General features: G+C 67.7%; 20 protein-coding genes. 8 read left to right on the top strand and 12 right to left on the bottom strand.

Annotated elements, in window-relative coordinates:
* The first annotated feature begins 88 nt into the window (after positions 1-88).
* From hemE to H7J86_RS03375, 4 genes are read left to right on the top strand one after another with little or no spacing between them, the layout of a single operon-like run.
* Complete coding sequence (hemE, locus tag H7J86_RS03390; protein WP_187099084.1) at positions 89-1,138, top strand: uroporphyrinogen decarboxylase; 1,050 nt, start codon at positions 89-91, stop codon at positions 1,136-1,138.
* Complete coding sequence (locus H7J86_RS03385; RefSeq protein WP_187099085.1) at positions 1,135-2,490, top strand: protoporphyrinogen oxidase; 1,356 nt, start codon at positions 1,135-1,137, stop codon at positions 2,488-2,490. The genes hemE and H7J86_RS03385 overlap by 4 nt, the downstream gene beginning before the upstream one ends.
* 4 nt (positions 2,491-2,494) lie before the next feature.
* Entirely contained in the window at positions 2,495-3,187 is a 693-nt protein-coding gene (gene hemQ / locus H7J86_RS03380) for a hydrogen peroxide-dependent heme synthase (protein WP_090356433.1), read from the top strand.
* Positions 3,188-3,241: 54 nt separating this feature from the next.
* Complete coding sequence (locus H7J86_RS03375; protein ID WP_267289382.1) at positions 3,242-5,551, top strand: putative bifunctional diguanylate cyclase/phosphodiesterase; 2,310 nt, start codon at positions 3,242-3,244, stop codon at positions 5,549-5,551.
* On the opposite strand, the gene msrB is transcribed toward H7J86_RS03375, so the two are convergent.
* Genes msrB through H7J86_RS03355 form a run of 4 tightly spaced genes read right to left on the bottom strand, consistent with a single transcriptional unit; the run spans position 5,508 to position 9,629 of the window.
* Positions 5,508-5,921: a peptide-methionine (R)-S-oxide reductase MsrB gene (msrB, locus tag H7J86_RS03370; RefSeq protein ID WP_090356430.1), complete on the bottom strand. Its 414-nt coding sequence runs from the start codon at positions 5,919-5,921 to the stop codon at positions 5,508-5,510. The genes H7J86_RS03375 and msrB overlap by 44 nt on opposite strands.
* On the bottom strand, positions 5,918-7,204 hold the full coding sequence (gene aftC / locus H7J86_RS03365; RefSeq protein WP_267289380.1) for an arabinofuranan 3-O-arabinosyltransferase: 1,287 nt from the start codon (positions 7,202-7,204) through the stop codon (positions 5,918-5,920). The genes msrB and aftC overlap by 4 nt, the downstream gene beginning before the upstream one ends.
* Positions 7,205-7,224: 20 nt before the next feature.
* Positions 7,225-8,820, bottom strand: coding sequence for an alpha/beta hydrolase (locus H7J86_RS03360; protein ID WP_267290559.1), 1,596 nt, complete (start codon positions 8,818-8,820; stop codon positions 7,225-7,227).
* Between the two features lie 20 nt (positions 8,821-8,840).
* Positions 8,841-9,629 (bottom strand): pyrimidine reductase family protein, encoded by a 789-nt coding sequence (locus H7J86_RS03355; protein WP_267290557.1) that lies wholly within the window; start codon positions 9,627-9,629, stop codon positions 8,841-8,843.
* A gap of 35 nt (positions 9,630-9,664) precedes the next feature.
* On the opposite strand from H7J86_RS03355, the gene zapE reads away from it, so the two are divergent.
* Positions 9,665-10,702: a cell division protein ZapE gene (gene zapE, locus H7J86_RS03350; protein ID WP_187099088.1), complete on the top strand. Its 1,038-nt coding sequence runs from the start codon at positions 9,665-9,667 to the stop codon at positions 10,700-10,702.
* A gap of 32 nt (positions 10,703-10,734) precedes the next feature.
* Here the strand turns inward: zapE and H7J86_RS03345 are convergent, their stop codons facing one another.
* The 5 genes from H7J86_RS03345 to H7J86_RS03325 are packed head-to-tail and all read right to left on the bottom strand — an operon-like array spanning position 10,735 to position 13,524.
* Positions 10,735-11,259, bottom strand: a complete 525-nt coding sequence (locus H7J86_RS03345) for a GNAT family N-acetyltransferase (protein WP_267289378.1) — start codon at positions 11,257-11,259, stop codon at positions 10,735-10,737.
* Positions 11,260-11,264: 5 nt separating this feature from the next.
* Positions 11,265-11,798, bottom strand: coding sequence for a hypothetical protein (locus H7J86_RS03340; RefSeq protein WP_372517216.1), 534 nt, complete (start codon positions 11,796-11,798; stop codon positions 11,265-11,267).
* A gap of 52 nt (positions 11,799-11,850) precedes the next feature.
* Entirely contained in the window at positions 11,851-12,276 is a 426-nt protein-coding gene (locus H7J86_RS03335) for a PPOX class F420-dependent oxidoreductase (RefSeq protein WP_267289377.1), read from the bottom strand.
* Positions 12,277-12,284: 8 nt separating this feature from the next.
* Positions 12,285-13,004, bottom strand: a complete 720-nt coding sequence (locus tag H7J86_RS03330) for a Clp protease N-terminal domain-containing protein (RefSeq protein WP_267289375.1) — start codon at positions 13,002-13,004, stop codon at positions 12,285-12,287.
* 31 nt (positions 13,005-13,035) lie between these two features.
* Complete coding sequence (locus tag H7J86_RS03325; RefSeq protein ID WP_267289373.1) at positions 13,036-13,524, bottom strand: SRPBCC family protein; 489 nt, start codon at positions 13,522-13,524, stop codon at positions 13,036-13,038.
* 49 nt (positions 13,525-13,573) lie between these two features.
* Between H7J86_RS03325 and H7J86_RS03320 the strand changes: the two genes are divergently transcribed.
* A complete protein-coding gene (locus H7J86_RS03320) occupies positions 13,574-13,759 on the top strand; it encodes a hypothetical protein (protein ID WP_090357213.1) in 186 nt (61 codons plus the stop codon).
* On the opposite strand, the gene H7J86_RS03315 is transcribed toward H7J86_RS03320, so the two are convergent.
* A complete protein-coding gene (locus H7J86_RS03315) occupies positions 13,756-14,235 on the bottom strand; it encodes a UCP032817 domain-containing protein (RefSeq protein ID WP_267289371.1) in 480 nt (159 codons plus the stop codon). The genes H7J86_RS03320 and H7J86_RS03315 overlap by 4 nt on opposite strands.
* 109 nt (positions 14,236-14,344) lie before the next feature.
* Here H7J86_RS03315 and H7J86_RS03310 point away from each other — a divergent pair, with 109 nt between their 5' ends.
* The gene (locus H7J86_RS03310; RefSeq protein ID WP_090356416.1) at positions 14,345-14,617 is read left to right on the top strand and encodes a hypothetical protein; all 273 of its coding nucleotides are present in this window, start codon (positions 14,345-14,347) and stop codon (positions 14,615-14,617) included.
* A gap of 182 nt (positions 14,618-14,799) precedes the next feature.
* Entirely contained in the window at positions 14,800-15,012 is a 213-nt protein-coding gene (locus H7J86_RS03305; RefSeq protein ID WP_267289369.1) for a hypothetical protein, read from the top strand.
* A 37-nt stretch (positions 15,013-15,049) separates the two neighbouring features.
* Here H7J86_RS03305 and H7J86_RS03300 read toward each other — a convergent pair whose 3' ends face one another.
* Together H7J86_RS03300 and H7J86_RS03295 are read right to left on the bottom strand one after the other, a co-directional pair.
* Complete coding sequence (locus H7J86_RS03300) at positions 15,050-15,349, bottom strand: hypothetical protein (RefSeq protein WP_090356413.1); 300 nt, start codon at positions 15,347-15,349, stop codon at positions 15,050-15,052.
* Positions 15,350-15,436: 87 nt separating this feature from the next.
* Entirely contained in the window at positions 15,437-15,649 is a 213-nt protein-coding gene (locus tag H7J86_RS03295; RefSeq protein WP_139169919.1) for a hypothetical protein, read from the bottom strand.
* Between the last annotated feature and the right edge of the window lie 506 nt (positions 15,650-16,155).

Genomic DNA, 16,155 nt, shown 5'->3' with positions numbered 1-16,155 from the left:
CGGCCCCGGGGGTGCGCAGGCGCGCCGGATTTCTGCCTCGAGGCACGCCAGAGTCCGGCGCAGACCCCCGCGGCTAACATGGGGGCCGATGAATACCCGCCGTGACCTGCCCGAGTCTCCTTTTCTCGCCGCTGCCGCCGGACGTACGCCCTCGCGTATACCCGTGTGGTTCATGCGCCAGGCGGGTCGTTCGCTGCCCGAGTACCGGGAGTTGCGCGCCCACCACAAGATGCTCGATGCGTGTTTCGACCCGGAGTTGGTTGCCGAGATCACCCTGCAGCCGGTGCGACGCCACGGTGTCGACGCGGCCATCCTGTTCTCCGACATCGTGGTGCCGCTGCGGGCCGCCGGTGTCGGGCTGGACATCGTGCCCGACGTCGGTCCGGTCATCGACCACCCGATACGCACCCGCGCCGACGTCGACGCCTTGAAACCCCTTGAACCGCACCAGGTCGCACCCGTCTCCGACGCGGTCAAGCTGTTGGTATCCGCCCTGGGCGAGGTGCCGCTGATCGGTTTCGCGGGCGCCCCGTTCACCCTGGCGTCCTATCTAGTGGAGGGCGGGCCCAGCCGCAACCACGAGAAGACCAAGGCCATGATGCTCGGCGACCCGGACACCTGGCATGCGCTGATGACGGCGCTCACCGACCTGACCATCGCCTTCCTGACCGAGCAGCTCGCCGCTGGCGTGGACGCCATCCAGGTGTTCGACTCCTGGGCGGGCACGTTGTCGCTGGCCGATTACCGGGCCTCGGTGTTGCCGCACAGCTCACGGGTGTTCGACGCGCTCAAGGGCGAAGGCGTGCCGATGACGCACTTCGGGGTGGGAACGGCCGAATTGCTCGGCGCCATGGGTGACGCCGGGGCCACCGTGGTCGGCGTGGACTGGCGGACCTCGCTGGCCGACGCCGCGACGCGGGTGCGACCGGGCACCGTCCTGCAGGGCAACCTGGATCCGGTCGTACTGCTCGCCGGCTGGCCGGTGGTGGAACGTGCGGCACGCGCCGTCGTGGCCGACGGCCGCCGCGCCCAGGAAGCCGGCGCGGGCGGGCATATCTTCAATCTCGGTCACGGCGTGCTGCCGGCGACCGAGCCCGGGGTGGTGACCGATCTGGTGGAGCTGGTGCATTCATTGTGAAATCGGCGTACTGCGTTGTCGGCGGCGGCATTTCGGGCTTGACCGCCGCGTATCGACTGCGCGTTGCCGCCGGGCCGGATGCGTCGATCACCCTGTTCGACCCGGCCGACCGCCTCGGCGGGGTGTTGCGCACCGAACAGGTCGGCGGTGTGCCGGTGGACCTGGGCGCCGAGGCGTTCATCGCGCGGCGGCCCGAGGTGCCCGCGCTACTCGACGAACTCGGCCTGGCCGGCCGGCAGGTCGCCAGCACCGGGGCGCGGCCGCTGCTGTTCACCCAGGGCCGGTTGCACCCGGTCCCCACCGGAACCCTGCAGGGCATCCCGGCGCAGGCCGCGTCGGTGGCGGGTCTGGTCGACGACGCGACGGTCGCGCGTATCGAGGCCGAACCCGGGCGGCCGTTGCACTGGCGTACCGGCGCGGATCCGTCCGTCGCCGAGCTGATCGGGGACCGATTCGGCGAGCAGGTGGTGACGCGTTCGGTGGAGCCGCTGCTCACCGGGGTTTACGCCGGCTCGGCCGAGACCATCGGGATCCGCTCGGCGGTTCCCACCCTGGCCGCCGCACTGGATCGGGGCGCCCGCAACCTCAGCGCCGCGGTGCGCGATGCCTTGCCACCGCCGCGGGACGGCGCGTTGTTCGGCGCCATCGCGGGCGGCTACGGATTGCTGGTCGACGAACTGGCCCGCCGGGCCGGTGTGCGCTGGGTACAGGTCGGGATCGAACGGGTGATGCGGTCGGCGCGCGGCTGGGATCTGGTGGACGACGAAGGTGGCCACTGGAGTGCGGACGCGGTACTGCTTGCGGTACCGGCGCCGCGGCTGAGCAGACTGATCGAGCACGTCGCGCCGCGCAGCGCCGCGGCGGCACGGCGGGTGACGGTGGCCTCGTCGGCCGTGGTCGCCCTGGCCCTGCCCGGCGGCACCCCGCTGCCCCCACAGTCCGGTGTGCTGGTCGCCGGCGGAGAAGCCTTGCACACCAAGGCGATCACGCTCACCTCGCAGAAGTGGGGACGGCGCGGCAATGTCGAACTGGTGCGGCTGTCATTCGGCCGCTACGGCGATCAGCTGGCCCGCAGCGTGGGCGACGACCGACTGCTGAGCTGGTCCCTGGAGGACCTGGACCGGCTCTTCGGGATCGTCGCCGACCCGGTCGACTGCCGGGTGCAGCGGTGGATCGACGCCATGCCGCAGTACGGTCCGGGACACGCCGATCTGGTGGCCGAAGTGCGAGCCGGGCTGCCGCCGACACTGGCGGTCGCGGGCGCCTACCTGGACGGTATCGGGGTGCCCGCGTGTGTCGCGGCCGCCACCCGGGCGGCCGGGAAACTGGCGGGCCCCGGCGTGGCACGATAGCCGCATGGCCAAGCTCGATTACGACGCGCTCAACTCGATGACCCGATACATGATGATCTCGGTTTTCGCCGTGCAGCCCGACTCGCTGGACGCGGACCGGTCCGCGCTCATCGATGAGACCGCGACGTTCCTCAAACAGCAGGAGGAGCGGGGTGTCGTGGTGCGCGGGCTCTATGACGTCGCCGGCTTCCGCGCCGACGCCGATTTCATGATCTGGACCCATGCCGAACGGGTCGAGGACCTGCAGACCACCTACCGGGACTTCCGGCGCACCACCCTGGGGCAGGCCAGTGATCCGGTCTGGAGCGTGGTCGCGCTGCACCGCCCGGCCGAGTTCAACAAGAGCCACGTCCCGGCCTTCATCGCGGGCGAAGACCCGGGCGACTACGTCTGCGTCTACCCGTTCGTGCGGTCCCTGGAGTGGTACCTGCTGCCCGACGACGAGCGCCGCAAGATGCTCGTCGAGCACGGGATGGCGGGCCGGGAGTACCCGGATGTACGGGCCAACACGGTGCCCGCGTTCGCGCTCGGCGACTACGAGTGGATCCTGGCCTTCGAAGGTCCGGATCTGGGGCGCATCGTCGAACTGATGTGGAAGCTGCGCTACACCGACGCCCGTCGCCATGTCCGGGAGGAGACCCCCTTCTTCACCGGTCCCCGGGTGGCGGTCGAGGATCTGCTGGCCCGTCTACCCTGATCCTGCGCCCAACCTCGGGCGGTGACGACCGCAATTTTGCTAGCCTCACGTCCGATGCCACGGTTCGCATGGGTAGCGAGTGCGGCGACGGTCACCACCGCCGCGTGGTGTGCATGGCTGATGGCGGGCTGGGGCGGACCCGACGTGGTGTCGGCCGCCGATGATCTCGGCTTCGTGGCGGTGTCCGGTTTTGCGATGAGCTGCGCTGGTTACACCGCGTGGCGTGCTCTCGGTCGGCAACGGCTGGCGTGGGTTTTCATCACGATCGGGCTGTTCGGCTGGACCATGGGGTCGGCCGCATGGGCCTACTACGAATGGTGGTTGGGGACCGCGCCGTTTCCTTCCCTCGCCGACGCCGGCTACCTCATGTTTCCGGTCTTCGTATGCGCCGGGCTGCTGGTCCTGCCCGTCGGGGCGTCGGGGTACACCTACACCCGCCTCGTCCTGGACGGCGTGATCGTCGCGGGCTCACTTTTCGTCGTCGCCTGGTTCGCCGTGGTGCGGCAGATGTTCGCGAACGGCGGGGCAAAGACATTCGAAGTCGGGCTGTCGCTGGCCTATCCGCTCACCGATCTGGTGGTGGTGACGGTGGCACTGCTGGTGCTTGCGCGCGCCCGGCCCGGCAACCGTGCCCCGCTGGTGCTGTTGACCGCCGGTGTCGTGCTGATGGCTCTGGCCGACTGCGGCTGGGCGTATCTGATCTCCCACGACGACTACCGCACGGTCAGCGCCGTCGATCTCGGCTGGGCATGGGGGCTGCTGCTGATCGGGGTCGGCGCACTGCTGTCGTCGCACCTTCCGCGCTCCCATGTCGACGGAGCGAGTGCGCCGACCGCCGCTGCACTGTGGGTGCCGTATGTGCCGTTGGCCGTCGCCATGGTGATCGGCGTGGCCAATGTGGTGTGGGTACCGGAGCTGGCGCCGGCGTTGGTGGCCTTCGTCCTGTTGGTGAGTGCCGTGGTGTTCCGGCAGGTCATCGTGGTGGGGGAGAACCGCCGGCTGCTGGCAAATGCCGAAGCGCAGGCCATGCACGACCCGCTGACCGGGCTGGCCAACCGGGCCCTGTTCCAGGACCGGTTGACTCACGCGTTGGTGCTGCACCGTCGCGACAAGCAGCCGGTCGCGGTGTTGTCGCTCGACCTCGACGATTTCAAGCTCGTCAACGACGGTCTGGGCCATCCGACCGGCGATGTCCTGCTGACCAGCGTCGCCGAACGCATCGTGGGTGCCGCACGCAGCAGCGATACGGTCGCCCGGCTGGGCGGTGACGAATTCGCGGTACTGCTCGAAGGTGATGCCGAGCAGTCCATCCAGGTCGCGCAGCGCATCGCGGCCGGTTTCGGCGACCCGTTCGCCATCGAGGGCCATCACCTACCGCTGCGGCCCAGCGCGGGTCTGGCCATCGCGGCGCCCGAGGGCCCGGAACTGTCCGCCGAGGCACTGATGGAGCGTGCCGACGTGGCGATGTACTCGGCGAAGCGGGCTCGAGCGCGCGAGGTACGGGTGTTCTCGGCGGAGATGCAGCGTGCGGAGGGGTGGTCGGCGACCCGGACTCCCGTTGACGGTGCCGCGACCCTGCAGATGCTCGGCGAGTTGCGCTCGGCAATCGACAACGACGATCTCATCCTGATGTATCAACCGAAGTTCGACCTGCGCGACGAATCCATCGTCGGTGTCGAGGCGCTGCTGCGCTGGCCGCACCCCTCGCGCGGGCTGCTCGCACCGGACGAGTTCCTGGCCCTGGTCCGTGAGCACGGGTTGATACGGTCGGTGACCGAACTGGTGGTCACCCAAGCCCTGGATCAGGCGGCGCTGTGGCGCGATCACGGGTTCACGGTGCCGATCGCGGTGAACCTGTTCGCGCCGTCGCTGGCCGATCTGACCATGTCCGACCGCATCGTGCGGGCACTCGACGAGCGTGGCCTGGCGTGCGAGACGCTCACGGTCGAGGTCACCGAGGATCTGTTGCTGGACAACGTCGATCGGACCCGCGCGGTCATCGAGACGCTGCGCGGGCACGGTGTGCGGGTGGCCCTCGACGACTTCGGCAGTGGGTATTCGACGCTGGCCTACCTTCGCGATCTCCCGATCGACGAGATCAAACTGGACCGCGATTTCGTCAGCGCGGTGCGTGGTGATCGGCGGGCCGGGGTGATCGTGCGCACGGTCATCGCGCTGGCGCACGAACTGGGTATGACAACGGTCGCGGAGGGGATAGAGAACGCCGAAACCGTTGCGCTGCTTCGCGAGTACGGCTGCCGCTACGCGCAGGGGTTCTTCTACAGCGAGCCGCTTTCGGCCGCCGCGATGCTGGAACTGCTCACTGCGCGCCGGCGGGCACGAGGCGCAGTGATATCGAGTTGATGCAGTACCGCTGATCGGTGGGGGTCGGGTAGCCCTCGCCCTCGAAGACATGGCCCAGGTGGCTGTGGCAGTTGGCGCACAGCACCTCGACGCGTGTCATCCCCAAGGTGTCGTCCCGCCGCAGGATCACCGCCTCGGAGTCTTTCGGGTCGAAGAAAGACGGCCAGCCGCAATGGGATTCGAACTTCTCGGTGCTGCGGAACAGTTCTGCCCCGCAGGCCCGGCACTCGTAGACACCGGGGGTCTTGGTGTCGGTGTACTCGCCGGTGAACGGCCGCTCGGTGCCGGCACGGCGGAGCACCGCGAACTCGGCCGCGCTGAGCTTCTCGCGCCACTCGTCGTCGGTGAGCTGGATCTTCGGCTCGGTCATGACGCCACGCTAGCGCGTGGCCGGTCTTCCGTCATCCAGGGTGGATCGATTCCGGAATCCAGCCGGCCTTCGGCCTTGGCGTCCAGGTAGCGGTAATACAGCACGCAGAACACCACCACCAGCAGCAGTGACCAGCCGTAGGTGATCTTCATGTACTCCAGGAACCGTCCGGTGGTCGGCCAGCGCCACATCAGCCAGCGGTCCATCGTGAGGAACCCGTACACACCGAGCCAGGCCGGCCAGTTGCGCACCACCGAGTTCGGCAGCACCACCGTCATCAGGAACGGGAACAACATCATCGAGTAGTAGCCCTGCGCCAGGGACAGCACCAGCCACGAGGTGATCAGCAGGACACCGGAGGAGGTCAGCATCCAGAACAGTGGATCGCGCACGCGGTAGTACCGGTACAGCAGCCACAGGCTGGCCGCGGCCAGCACCAGCGCGATCACCCGCAACAACAGGATCAGCCACATCGGCAGCCCGTAGTAGATGCCGTTGCCCAGGATCGACGAATTGAAGTAGTCCCGGGTGGACAGGATGTACGGGACGGTGTTGCGGAGGAAACCCATCGGGTCGGCGGACAGGGGCCAGGCCACCGCGTTGAACACCAGCGGCACCGCGAAGGCTGTCACCAGGGCGCGCCATTGCCGGTTGAGCAGCGGCAGCAACAACAGCACGGCCAGTAGGGGTTTGAGTACCAGCGTCAGTCCGATGGCCGCACCCGCCCACCACTGATGGCCCACCTTGCCGGACAACAACCAGTAGAAGAACAGCACCTCGGCCAGCAGCAGGCAGCCGTTGATATTGGTGAAAACCAAGGTGTTGGTCACCGATTCGGTGCAGTACACGGACAGCAACAGGGCGGGGAATGCCACCGAGGTCAGCGAGAACTTGAACAGCCGCACCAGGATGCCGCAGGCGATGATGATCGCGATCGAGTTGAACGCGACGAACCAGAAGCGCGACGCGAACTCCGGCAGGAACCCGAACGGGGCCAACAGCAGGGTGCCGCCCGGGGGGTACAGGTAATGCGGATCGACGTAGTTGAAGTGCTCGTTGTAGATGTCCCAGTGCCGGCGGAAATTCGAGACCGCCCGGTACACCGCACCGAAGTCGTCGGTGATGTAGCCGTTGGTGGTGAGCACGTAACTGCGGTGGATGATCGACATGATGGCGATCGGCCACAGCGCGGACCGCACCACATTGGCGGTGGTGGGAGCGGACGTGCGAGGTCGAAAGACGCTCAGGATGGTATCGGTTGGCGCCACCAGCGCACCGTACACCGGAGTGCGGCGGGCTCCGTTCAGGCGGGGCAGAACGTGTCGTTGCCCGGCAGCTTCCCACTGTCCAGATAGCCCAGCACCGGCGCGAGGGCACACGGTGAGTAGATGCTGGCGCCGTGGCCGATGCCCTGCCAGATCACCCGCTTGCTGGTGGCGCCGGCGTTGATCATGGTGGCGGCCACCGCGGCCACCCCTTCATTGCCGATGATCGGATCGTTCTGCACGCCGAGCAGCAGCACCGGGATCTTGAGATCCTTGGGGTCCTTCGGTGCGGTGCCGCTCGGCCAGCTCAGGCAGTTGACCATGCGCAGCGCGCCGACAGCACCGAACTGCGGGTACAACTTCGGCCAGGCGACGACGAGTTCCCGGACCCGGTCGGGGGTGGGCCGGTTGAGCGCGTCGCTGCAGCCGTTGACGAACTGACCGTCGGTCTGGCGCGTCGCGTCGGCCTGGCTGATCAGAGTGTTCAGTGCAGTTGCGTCGCCGCCGCGGGCCGAGGCGAGTGCCCCCGCAAGCGCATTGGTGGCCGCGACGCGGTCACCGCGCGGGAAGGCCAGCGCGGTGCTGATCGCGTCGGCGACGGCGGCGACCGAGGCACCGCCGGGACCGTTGCCGGCTCGGGCGGAGGACAGGATCGCGTCGATGGCACCCTTCGGATCCGGGCCGAGCGGGCAGTTCACGGCGGCGCATTGGGCGGCGAACGCATCAAGTGCAGCCTGCTGGCCCTTCACCTTCTGCTCGGCGGTGGCTTCGGCGTTGATCGCCAGCGGCAGCGGTGAATCGAGGACGAGGCGAGACACCTTGTTCGGATGGGATCCGGCGTAGGCGAGCGCCACCTGTGCGCCGTTGCCGACGCCAAGCAGTGCGATGGTGTCAGCATCCCAGGTGCTGCGCAGTCGCTCGATGTCCTCGGCGGCGTGTGCGTTGTCGTAGGCGGAGTCGCCGGGGGCGATGGTGTCGGTGCAGCTGGTGGTGGCGGTCTGGGCGATCGCGCTCAGGTTGGCCACCGGGTCGTCGCCGGACTCGAACTGGGCCTGGTCGATCATCTCCTGGCGGTCGAAGCCGTCGCGGCAGTTGATGGCCGCCGACAGGCCGATACCGCGGCGGTCGATGGCGACGACGGGATGTGTCTTGAGCACATCGGTGCCGCCGCGGGTCAGCCAGACCGGCAGCTGACTGGACGACGGCAGGTCGCTGCCGGTGGTCATCACCAGCGGGCCGGCGTCGGCGGGGGTGTCGGACGTGCTGGCCCGGACCACGCCGATGTCGATGCTGCCGTTGGCGCCGCTGATCGGGTCCAGATCGGCGGCGAAGGTGGCGCAGTCCAGTTTGACCCCGGGTACCGGGGCGGTCGATGCGGCGGTGAACGTCTGAGCCGTGCAATCCCGCCACTGCAGAGCTTGATCGTTCTTGGGCGCGGCGATCGGGGGCGGGCCGGCGACCGTGCTGGTGGTCGCGGGCTGGCCCTGCGGGCCGGCACCGGAGTCGGTGGCATAGCGCGGGTTTGCGGCCAGCAACGGGGCACACGATGTCAGCAGCAACACCGCAGCCGAGATACTCACGGCCCGAATCGCACATAATCCCCGAGTCGCTTCGCTCCTGCCCGCCGTACGCATGCCGACCACAGTAGCGATGGTCACGCAGAGGACTCGTGCGCCGCACGGCTGTAGCGCGTGTAGAGGTAGCCCTCCGAATCGGTGAGCACATGCCGGCGCTGCATCCGGTGCAGCGCTTCGGTCGGGCTGTCGGTGACCCGTTTGGCTTTACCGCCGACGACGAACGGCGCGATGGTCAGACACAGCTCGTCGAGCAGGTCGGCGGCGATGAAGGTGCCGAGCAGGCTGGGACCACCCTCGGTGAGCACCCGGGTCAACCCGAGCCCGGCCAGGGTGGCGACCATGGCGTGCGGGTCCACCTCATCGGGGTCACCGGCCGAACAGTCGTGCACCGCGGCCAGCCCGGACAGCCGGGTTCGGGCGTCGATGGCGGCGTTGTGGGAGGTCAGCACGAGCGGTGGGATCTCGGTGTGGGTGAACACCAGTAGGTCGTGGTTGAGCTGCGCCGACCGGGTGACGATCGCGATGGGGGGCACCTCGGCCTGGCCGCGGTCTTGGCGCGCGGCACGCTCGCCGGCGCCCAGCTGTGCGCCCGAATAGTTCTCGGTACGGACCGTCCCGGCACCGACGACCACGACATCGGCGAGTTCGCGCATCAGTCCGAACAGTGCCCGGTCCCCGGCACCCCCGAGCCCGCCCGAGCGGCCGCCGGTGGTGGCCGCGCCGTCCAGGCTGGTGACGAAGTTGGCCCGAACCCAGCAGGTGGTCAGTGCGTCGGGATAGGCATACTGCCTGGCCAGCCCGCTGTCGGTGGCGCCGTCGGCGGGTTGCAGTGTTGTGAGTTCCGTCCCAGCAGCGGCATCCGACATGGGGATCATTGCAGCACGTCGATAGGGTGCACGACATGCAAAGCGGCGCAGGCGTCGAAGCTCTGGTGGATCGGCATCCCAAGGTCACACCGGAACAGCTGGTCGCACGGTTGGTACCGCCGCCGACGTTCGCCGATGTCAGTTTCGACACGTACCGTCCAGATCCGGCCGAGCCGTCGCAGGCCGCCGCTGTGGTCAAGTGCCGCACGTTCACCGAGCAGGCGCTGGAGCGGCGCGCGGGCAAGAAGAAGCTGTTCGGCAAACGGGAGGTGCTGCCCGGAGTCGGGGTCTACCTCGACGGTGGGTTCGGTGTCGGCAAGACGCACCTGCTGGCCTCCACCTATTACGCGCTGTCGAACGCCGAGGTGGCGCCGACGGCGTTCGCGACCTTCGGCGAGCTGACCCAGTTGGCCGGGGTGTTCGGTTTCACCGAGTGCATCGATCTGCTCGCCGAGTACGTGGTGGTGTGTATCGACGAGTTCGAACTCGACGACCCGGGCAACACCACGCTGATCTCCCGGTTGCTCTCGGCGCTGGTGGAGCGCGGGGTGTCGATCGCGGCCACCTCCAACACGCTGCCCGAGCAACTCGGTGAGGGCCGGTTCGCCGCGCAGGATTTCCTGCGCGAGATCAACACGCTGGCCTCGATCTTCACCACCGTGCGGGTCGAGGGGCCGGACTACCGGCACCGTGGGCTGCCGCCCGCTCCGGAACCGCTGTCCGACGAGGATGTGCGCACTCGGGCGGTCGGGGTGTCGGGGGCGACGCTGGACGATTTCGACGCGCTGTGTGCCCACCTGGCGACCATGCACCCGTCGCGGTATCACGCGTTGATCGACGGGGTCGACGAGGTGTTCATCACCGGTGTGCACCCGATCACCGATCAGAGTGTGGCGCTGCGGTTGGTGGCGCTGACCGACCGGCTCTACGACGCGGGCGTGCCGATTCTGGCCTCGGGCACCAAGCTGGACACCATCTTCAGCGAGGAGATGCTGGCCGGTGGGTTCCGCAAGAAGTACCTGCGTGCCACGTCGCGTCTGCTGGCGCTGACCGCGGCCGCCCAGGTTTCGTAGCGGAGGGCAGGAGCGCAGCGACCCGGGAATCGTTACAGCGGTCGCACCATCACGTAGTCGTTCTCGACATGCCCGCCCAGCCGGAACGTCTTGGTGCCGCTGACGGTGAATCCCGACTTGGCGTAGAAGCGTTGGGCCCGTTGGTTTTCCTGGTTGACGCCCAGCCACACGCACGCCGCCCCGAGCGCCGTGCTGTGGGCCAGCACCTCGACCATCAGCGCCGCGGAGACCCCGGCGCCGTGCACATCGGGCAGGGCATACATCTTGGACAGTTCCACCGCCGGCCGCAGCGTGACCGCGCCGGCCACCTCGGGATCGTCGGGTACGCCCCGAATCAGCATGGCATAGCCCAGGATTCGGGTGTCATCGCGCGCGATCAGCACCACCCGGGCGGGGTCGTCGAGATACTTCGCGAAGTTCTCCACTGCGAGGTGGTCCGCGACGAAGGCCGCGACATTGTCAGGCGACACCGCGGGTGGGCAGGCCAGCGGGAAGGTGGTCGCGGCAACCTCGGCCAGTTCGGGCAGATCCGCAGGGGTGGCTGACTCGACGCGCATGCGCCTTACGGTAGCGGGGTGCCGGGCTGCCAGATGTTCCACTGCGCCAGGTGGGTTCCCGTCTGCGGGTTGAGCATCACCACGTTGGTCACCAGGCCGCGGTACACATCCCAGTAGATCGCGCCGTTGACGGTTGACCCGGGCGCAGCGTTGAGCAGCGCAGTCTCCAGCGAGTCCGGCGCGTCGGTGTGCTTGGCGGTGTAGGCGTCGGCGTAGGGGGTGACACCGCTGAACGTGGTCGCGATCGCCAGCTTGTACGGGTTGGGCGCCGAGAGGACGTGCACGGTGATCGGCGCCTTCCACGGTCCGCCGGTGGCCCGCCAGCGCGGCGAGCCGTTCCAGGTCCAGCCCGGCGGCACGTCTGTGGGGACGACGTCGTGCACGGTGACGTCGGCGGCGAAATCGTCGAATTGCACGTGCAGGGTGTCACCCAGATTGCCGATCGGGGTGATGGGAGCGGCGGCCGGCGGTGCGGCCGGGGCTGCCGGAGCCAGCCCGACGGCCATCACCGCCGTCAAACCAGCAAGCACTACCGACATCATCCGAAGCATGTCTGGCATCTTGGCACATGGTTTGCCGCGCGTCGGAGCTTTACTCCACCCAGGGGCCGTGGCCGCCGATCGAGTCGATGCGGATCCGGGTGAGGAAACCTTCGGGGGAGTTGGGCGGGGGGAAGTGTTCGTCGGAGCCCAGCAGTGCGATGGCCAGGTCCTTGAGCAGTTCCGGCGCCCCGCCCTCGACGATCCGGGCGGTTCCGTTCACGGACAGGTACTCGCGCTGCTGCCCGGGCTTCGGCGAGGCCAGGATGGTCACCGCGACGTTGGGCTCGCGGCGCACGTTGCGTACCTTCTTGTAGCTCTCGGACAGGTGCGCGGCCACCAGTTCGTCACCGTCGGGAGTGGATTGCACGGCCACCCAGACCACCGATACCTGCGGACTGCCGTCGGGGTTGATGGTGACGAGCGTGGCGTCGGCGCCCGCTCCGATCAGTGCACGTGCCGCGTCGTTGAGTGTCATGGCATCTTCTACTCCGTGGTGGCCTGATTCATTCCCGGTAGTGCGGAAAGCAACGCGACCACATCGGTCTCGGTGCGGACCTTGTCGATGCCGACGCTGTGCAGGGGACCGGTGCCGTCTTCGGATTCCAGCAATGCCAGCAGCAGGTGCTCGGTCCCGATGTAGTTGTGGCCCAGCCGAAGCGCCTCGCGGAAGGTCAGTTCCAGGACTTTCTTGGCGGGACCGCTGAACGGGACCAGGTGGAGTTTCTCGCCGGTGTCGGGAGGCAACTGCACCGCATCGCGGATCGTGGCGGTGTCGATGCCCTGGGCTTTGACGGCGGCGACACCCAGCGATCCCTCATCGGCGAGCAGTCCGAGGATGAGGTGCTCGGGGGTGATCTCGGTGTTGCCGGCGTCGCGGGCGGCATCCTGGGCGGCGACGACGGCGGCGCGGGCCCGCGGGGTGAATCGGGCGAAGCCCTCATTGGGGTCGATGGTGTCGCCCTTGGGGACGAAGCGTTTCTGTGCGGCCTGTTTGGTGACGCCCATCCGGGCGCCGATGTCGGTCCAGGAGGCGCCGGAGCGCCGGGCCTGATCGACAAAGTGGCCGATGAGGTGATCGGCCACATCGCCGAGATGTTCGGCGGCCAGCATGGCGTCGGCGAGTTGGTCGAGCGCGTCGCCGTGGACCGACTTGATGGCGCGGATGAGGGTGTCGAGGCTGACGGATGAGGTGGTGTCGCTCATGCGTCAACCGTAGGTTGACTCCAAGAAATCGTCAACTGATGGTTGACGATTTCGGGTAGCCGCGTCGGACGGCGCGCTCCAGGATGCCCAGGGTGGCGCGTAGCGCGCTCTCCGAGATCACCGGAAAGATGCCGGCCTCACGCCATTTCGGGTCGATCTGTGACCAGTCGTAGAACGAGGTGACGACCGTGCCGTCGGTGCCGGGCTCCAGACGGTAGCCGTAGACGTGGCCGATCTGCGGTTTGAGCTGGCCCAGAATGGTCCAGGCGATCAGTCGGTCCGGCTCGAATTCGGTGATGCGGACGGTGACGTCGTAGCGGCCCAAGGGGAAATCGTTGAGTGACTCGCGATCCATGTGCACCGTGAAGCTGTCGTCGACCGCCGTTACCCGCTCGCCGTCGGCGTCCTGCAGCATCCCGGACGAGTCGATCGCCACGTGACCCTGCGGATCGGTCAGCACCGCGAAGATCGCGGCAGCGGGCTCGGCGATGGTGCGACTCACTTCGATGCGTTCTGTCATGGCTGCAGTCTGGCACCCGGCCTTCTCTTTTCGGGCCTACTGTGGAGGCGTGCGTTATCTGGTGATCGGTATCGGCGTGGTGCTGGCGTTCTTCGGCACGGTGTGGGCACTGCAGGGCTTCGGCGCGTTGCAGGGCAGTCCGATGAGCAACACGACCACGTGGTCGATCATCGGTCCCGTCACGGCTCTGATCGGGGTGGGCATCGCGGTCTACGCGTTTCGATTGCGTCGCTAGCGTCTGGCCAGCGCGCTCTCGATTTCGCGCACCCGGGTGGCGTCGACGCCCCACGGGTGCTCTACGTCGACGCGGCGATCCAGGTCCCACAGCACGCATTGCTCGCCCGGTTCGGCGACCAGAGACCAGGCAATGATGGTGCGGCGCAGTTGTTCTGACATCGAGTCGCCGCCGGCGGGTGCGTCCCCGTCCGGGTGATGGTGCAGGAAGCGGCCGTAGGCCCGGTCGCAGAACGTCGCGTAGCGGGCGGTGCAGAGGATGAGCCCGTGCCAGGCCTCGTCGACCGCGTGTGACGGCATGCCGATCACCTGGCCGTCGCGCAGTGCGGCGCCACAACACCTGAGCCATTGCCGCAGTCCGGTCTCGATCAGTTCCCGCGGCTGCCACGGACACGTTTTGAACACCGCGTCGGGCAGGGACAACTCGGCCACCGCCGCACTGGTGTGCCCGAGGTGGGGTGGGCGCCGCTTTCGCACGGTCTCACGATAGTGCTCACACCGTGCCTTGGGCCGTCGTGAAGAAATGGTGACACCGTGGTGAATCGATTGCTGCGTCTGGGCAATATCGGGCTGAGACTGTGCACAGATGCTGAACACCGCCGCGCATGCCCTGCAGCCGGTTGCCGCCCACCGCGGTGACGTGCGCCAGGCCGAGTATTACGTGGATTTGCTCGATGAGTTGCGGGCGGCGGTCACCGAGGATCTCGCGCATCAGCGGGCCTCGCTGGCCAAACGGGAACTCAACGGCGTCGAGTTCGGCGTGAGCCGGCTACAGCGGGCCATCAAGATGAAGGAGGCCGAGTTGGCGACGCTCAATCGGCTGGCCGACGCGATCGCTTCGAGGTTTCCGATGGTCTAGAGACCGTCGGAATTCATTCGTTCAGCGGGTAGGCCGACGGAGCATCCGCGCGTAGCGTTCGTCCATGGGCGTCATTCTGGTGAGCGTTGTGCTGCTGGTGTGCGTAGCGGCAGCAGTGCTGACGGTTCGGCGCCGACGTGCCGACCAACGGGCTCGGGAGACGCCGTTGGAGCGGTACCGCCGTGAGGCTCGCAATCTGCGGAGCACATCCCGTTATGGACGTGGTGCGGCCGGTGGCGCTGCCGGGTTCTGGGGCGCCGGTGGCGTGGGCGGGTCCGACCATGGGCACGGGCACGGGCACGGGCACGGGCACGGCGGATGCGGGGGTCACGGCGGGTGCGGTGGTGGCGGAGGTTGCGGTGGTGGCGGAAACTGAAGGCGCGCACGGCTGGTGACCATCGGGAAACGGATCAGCGCGTTCGGCTTCTGAGCTCAGGCGATGGCGCGGTCGTCGGCGCGTGCATGTCGCACGGTCCAGCCGGCTGAACGCAGGCGGTGGCTCAGGCGCTTCGATTCTCGCCGGACATCGCCTGCGTGGCCCAGGCTGGTGGGTTGGACGCTGATGGTGAACGGCCAGTACTCGAGGGCGTCGAAATGCGCCACCGCAAAGACTGTTTGGTGCTCGAGCCACAGGCTCGCAATGTGGCCCAGCGGGCGCGGTTGGCCGGGGGCGAGGGCAGACACCAGCGCAGCCAGCGACGCGGGGCCGCTCACCTCGAGGAGATCTGTCATGGGCTCATTTTCTCGTGAAGGGGCATCCGGACTCAACCGGTTTTCACTCTCGGTGCGCGCAGCCGCGCTGGAACCCTGGTCGGGTGCTCAGGAATGGACCTGCCCGGGCATGTAAGTGGGCTTCTCCGGGGGTTTGACATGTCTACTTTGGGTCGGGTGCGGAGTGGTGGTCGACGGGGTGGTCGTCGCCGGCTCCTGGGAGGTCGGTGTCCACGGAGCCTCTGATGTCCAGGGCTCTTCGGTTGCCGGCGGTGCGGTCGTCGTCGGTGCCACCGTCGTGGTGGGTTCGATGGTGGTCACGGGGGCTTCGGTAGTCGATGGCGAGAGTGTGGTGGACGTCGGCTCCGTTGTTTTCGGAACGTACGGAGGGGTTCTGGGTGAGTGGAGGAGAACGAGCGCCACACCTCCCGCGACGACCGCGGCTGCTGCCGTGACCATCAGCCCACGAGCAGATACATGCCATTTCAGCCAGTGACTCACGTTCCGTAGCACGGGCCTGAACTCTACTTCGTCGCGGTGTTAATTGACTGGCTAGATGATTGCGACTCGGCCATCGTTTTTGGGCTTCAGCGGCCATCCCGTATGAGCGGTCGATCTATCTGCCTAGCCGGGGGATGGTGGACCATCCACATCCCGCGACGAGCACCGGCGAGTCAGGTCAAACTGTCAACTAATCGTGCAGCAGACCCATTGGCGCACCAGACCTGAGAGTTGATTCAAGTCGTACGCGGTCGGTTGGGTTCTGCGCGAGACGGGCTTCGAGATCGTTGCAGGTCGCTAGAAATGGTTCGGGGATAGCCATGGCG

Origin of the sequence: Mycobacterium hackensackense, assembly GCF_025822555.1 — a bacterium.
Classification (GTDB): domain Bacteria; phylum Actinomycetota; class Actinomycetes; order Mycobacteriales; family Mycobacteriaceae; genus Mycobacterium; species Mycobacterium fluoranthenivorans.
This window is presented reverse-complemented; position numbering and strand designations above follow the sequence as displayed.

Bases quoted from the DNA above. Each gene is read 5' to 3' on its own strand.
- hemE (WP_187099084.1), top strand. From the start codon at position 89: ATGAATACCCGCCGTGACCTGCCCGAGTCTCCTTTTCTCGCCGCTGCC.
- hemQ (WP_090356433.1), top strand. From the start codon at position 2,495: ATGGCCAAGCTCGATTACGACGCGCTCAACTCGATGACCCGATACATG.
- H7J86_RS03375 (WP_267289382.1), top strand. From the start codon at position 3,242: ATGCCACGGTTCGCATGGGTAGCGAGTGCGGCGACGGTCACCACCGCC.
- msrB (WP_090356430.1), bottom strand. From the start codon at position 5,921: ATGACCGAGCCGAAGATCCAGCTCACCGACGACGAGTGGCGCGAGAAG.
- H7J86_RS03360 (WP_267290559.1), bottom strand. From the start codon at position 8,820: ATGCGTACGGCGGGCAGGAGCGAAGCGACTCGGGGATTATGTGCGATT.
- H7J86_RS03355 (WP_267290557.1), bottom strand. From the start codon at position 9,629: ATGTCGGATGCCGCTGCTGGGACGGAACTCACAACACTGCAACCCGCC.
- zapE (WP_187099088.1), top strand. From the start codon at position 9,665: ATGCAAAGCGGCGCAGGCGTCGAAGCTCTGGTGGATCGGCATCCCAAG.
- H7J86_RS03345 (WP_267289378.1), bottom strand. From the start codon at position 11,259: ATGCGCGTCGAGTCAGCCACCCCTGCGGATCTGCCCGAACTGGCCGAG.
- H7J86_RS03340 (WP_372517216.1), bottom strand. From the start codon at position 11,798: ATGTCGGTAGTGCTTGCTGGTTTGACGGCGGTGATGGCCGTCGGGCTG.
- H7J86_RS03335 (WP_267289377.1), bottom strand. From the start codon at position 12,276: ATGACACTCAACGACGCGGCACGTGCACTGATCGGAGCGGGCGCCGAC.
- H7J86_RS03330 (WP_267289375.1), bottom strand. From the start codon at position 13,004: ATGAGCGACACCACCTCATCCGTCAGCCTCGACACCCTCATCCGCGCC.
- H7J86_RS03325 (WP_267289373.1), bottom strand. From the start codon at position 13,524: ATGACAGAACGCATCGAAGTGAGTCGCACCATCGCCGAGCCCGCTGCC.
- H7J86_RS03310 (WP_090356416.1), top strand. From the start codon at position 14,345: ATGCTGAACACCGCCGCGCATGCCCTGCAGCCGGTTGCCGCCCACCGC.
- H7J86_RS03300 (WP_090356413.1), bottom strand. From the start codon at position 15,349: ATGACAGATCTCCTCGAGGTGAGCGGCCCCGCGTCGCTGGCTGCGCTG.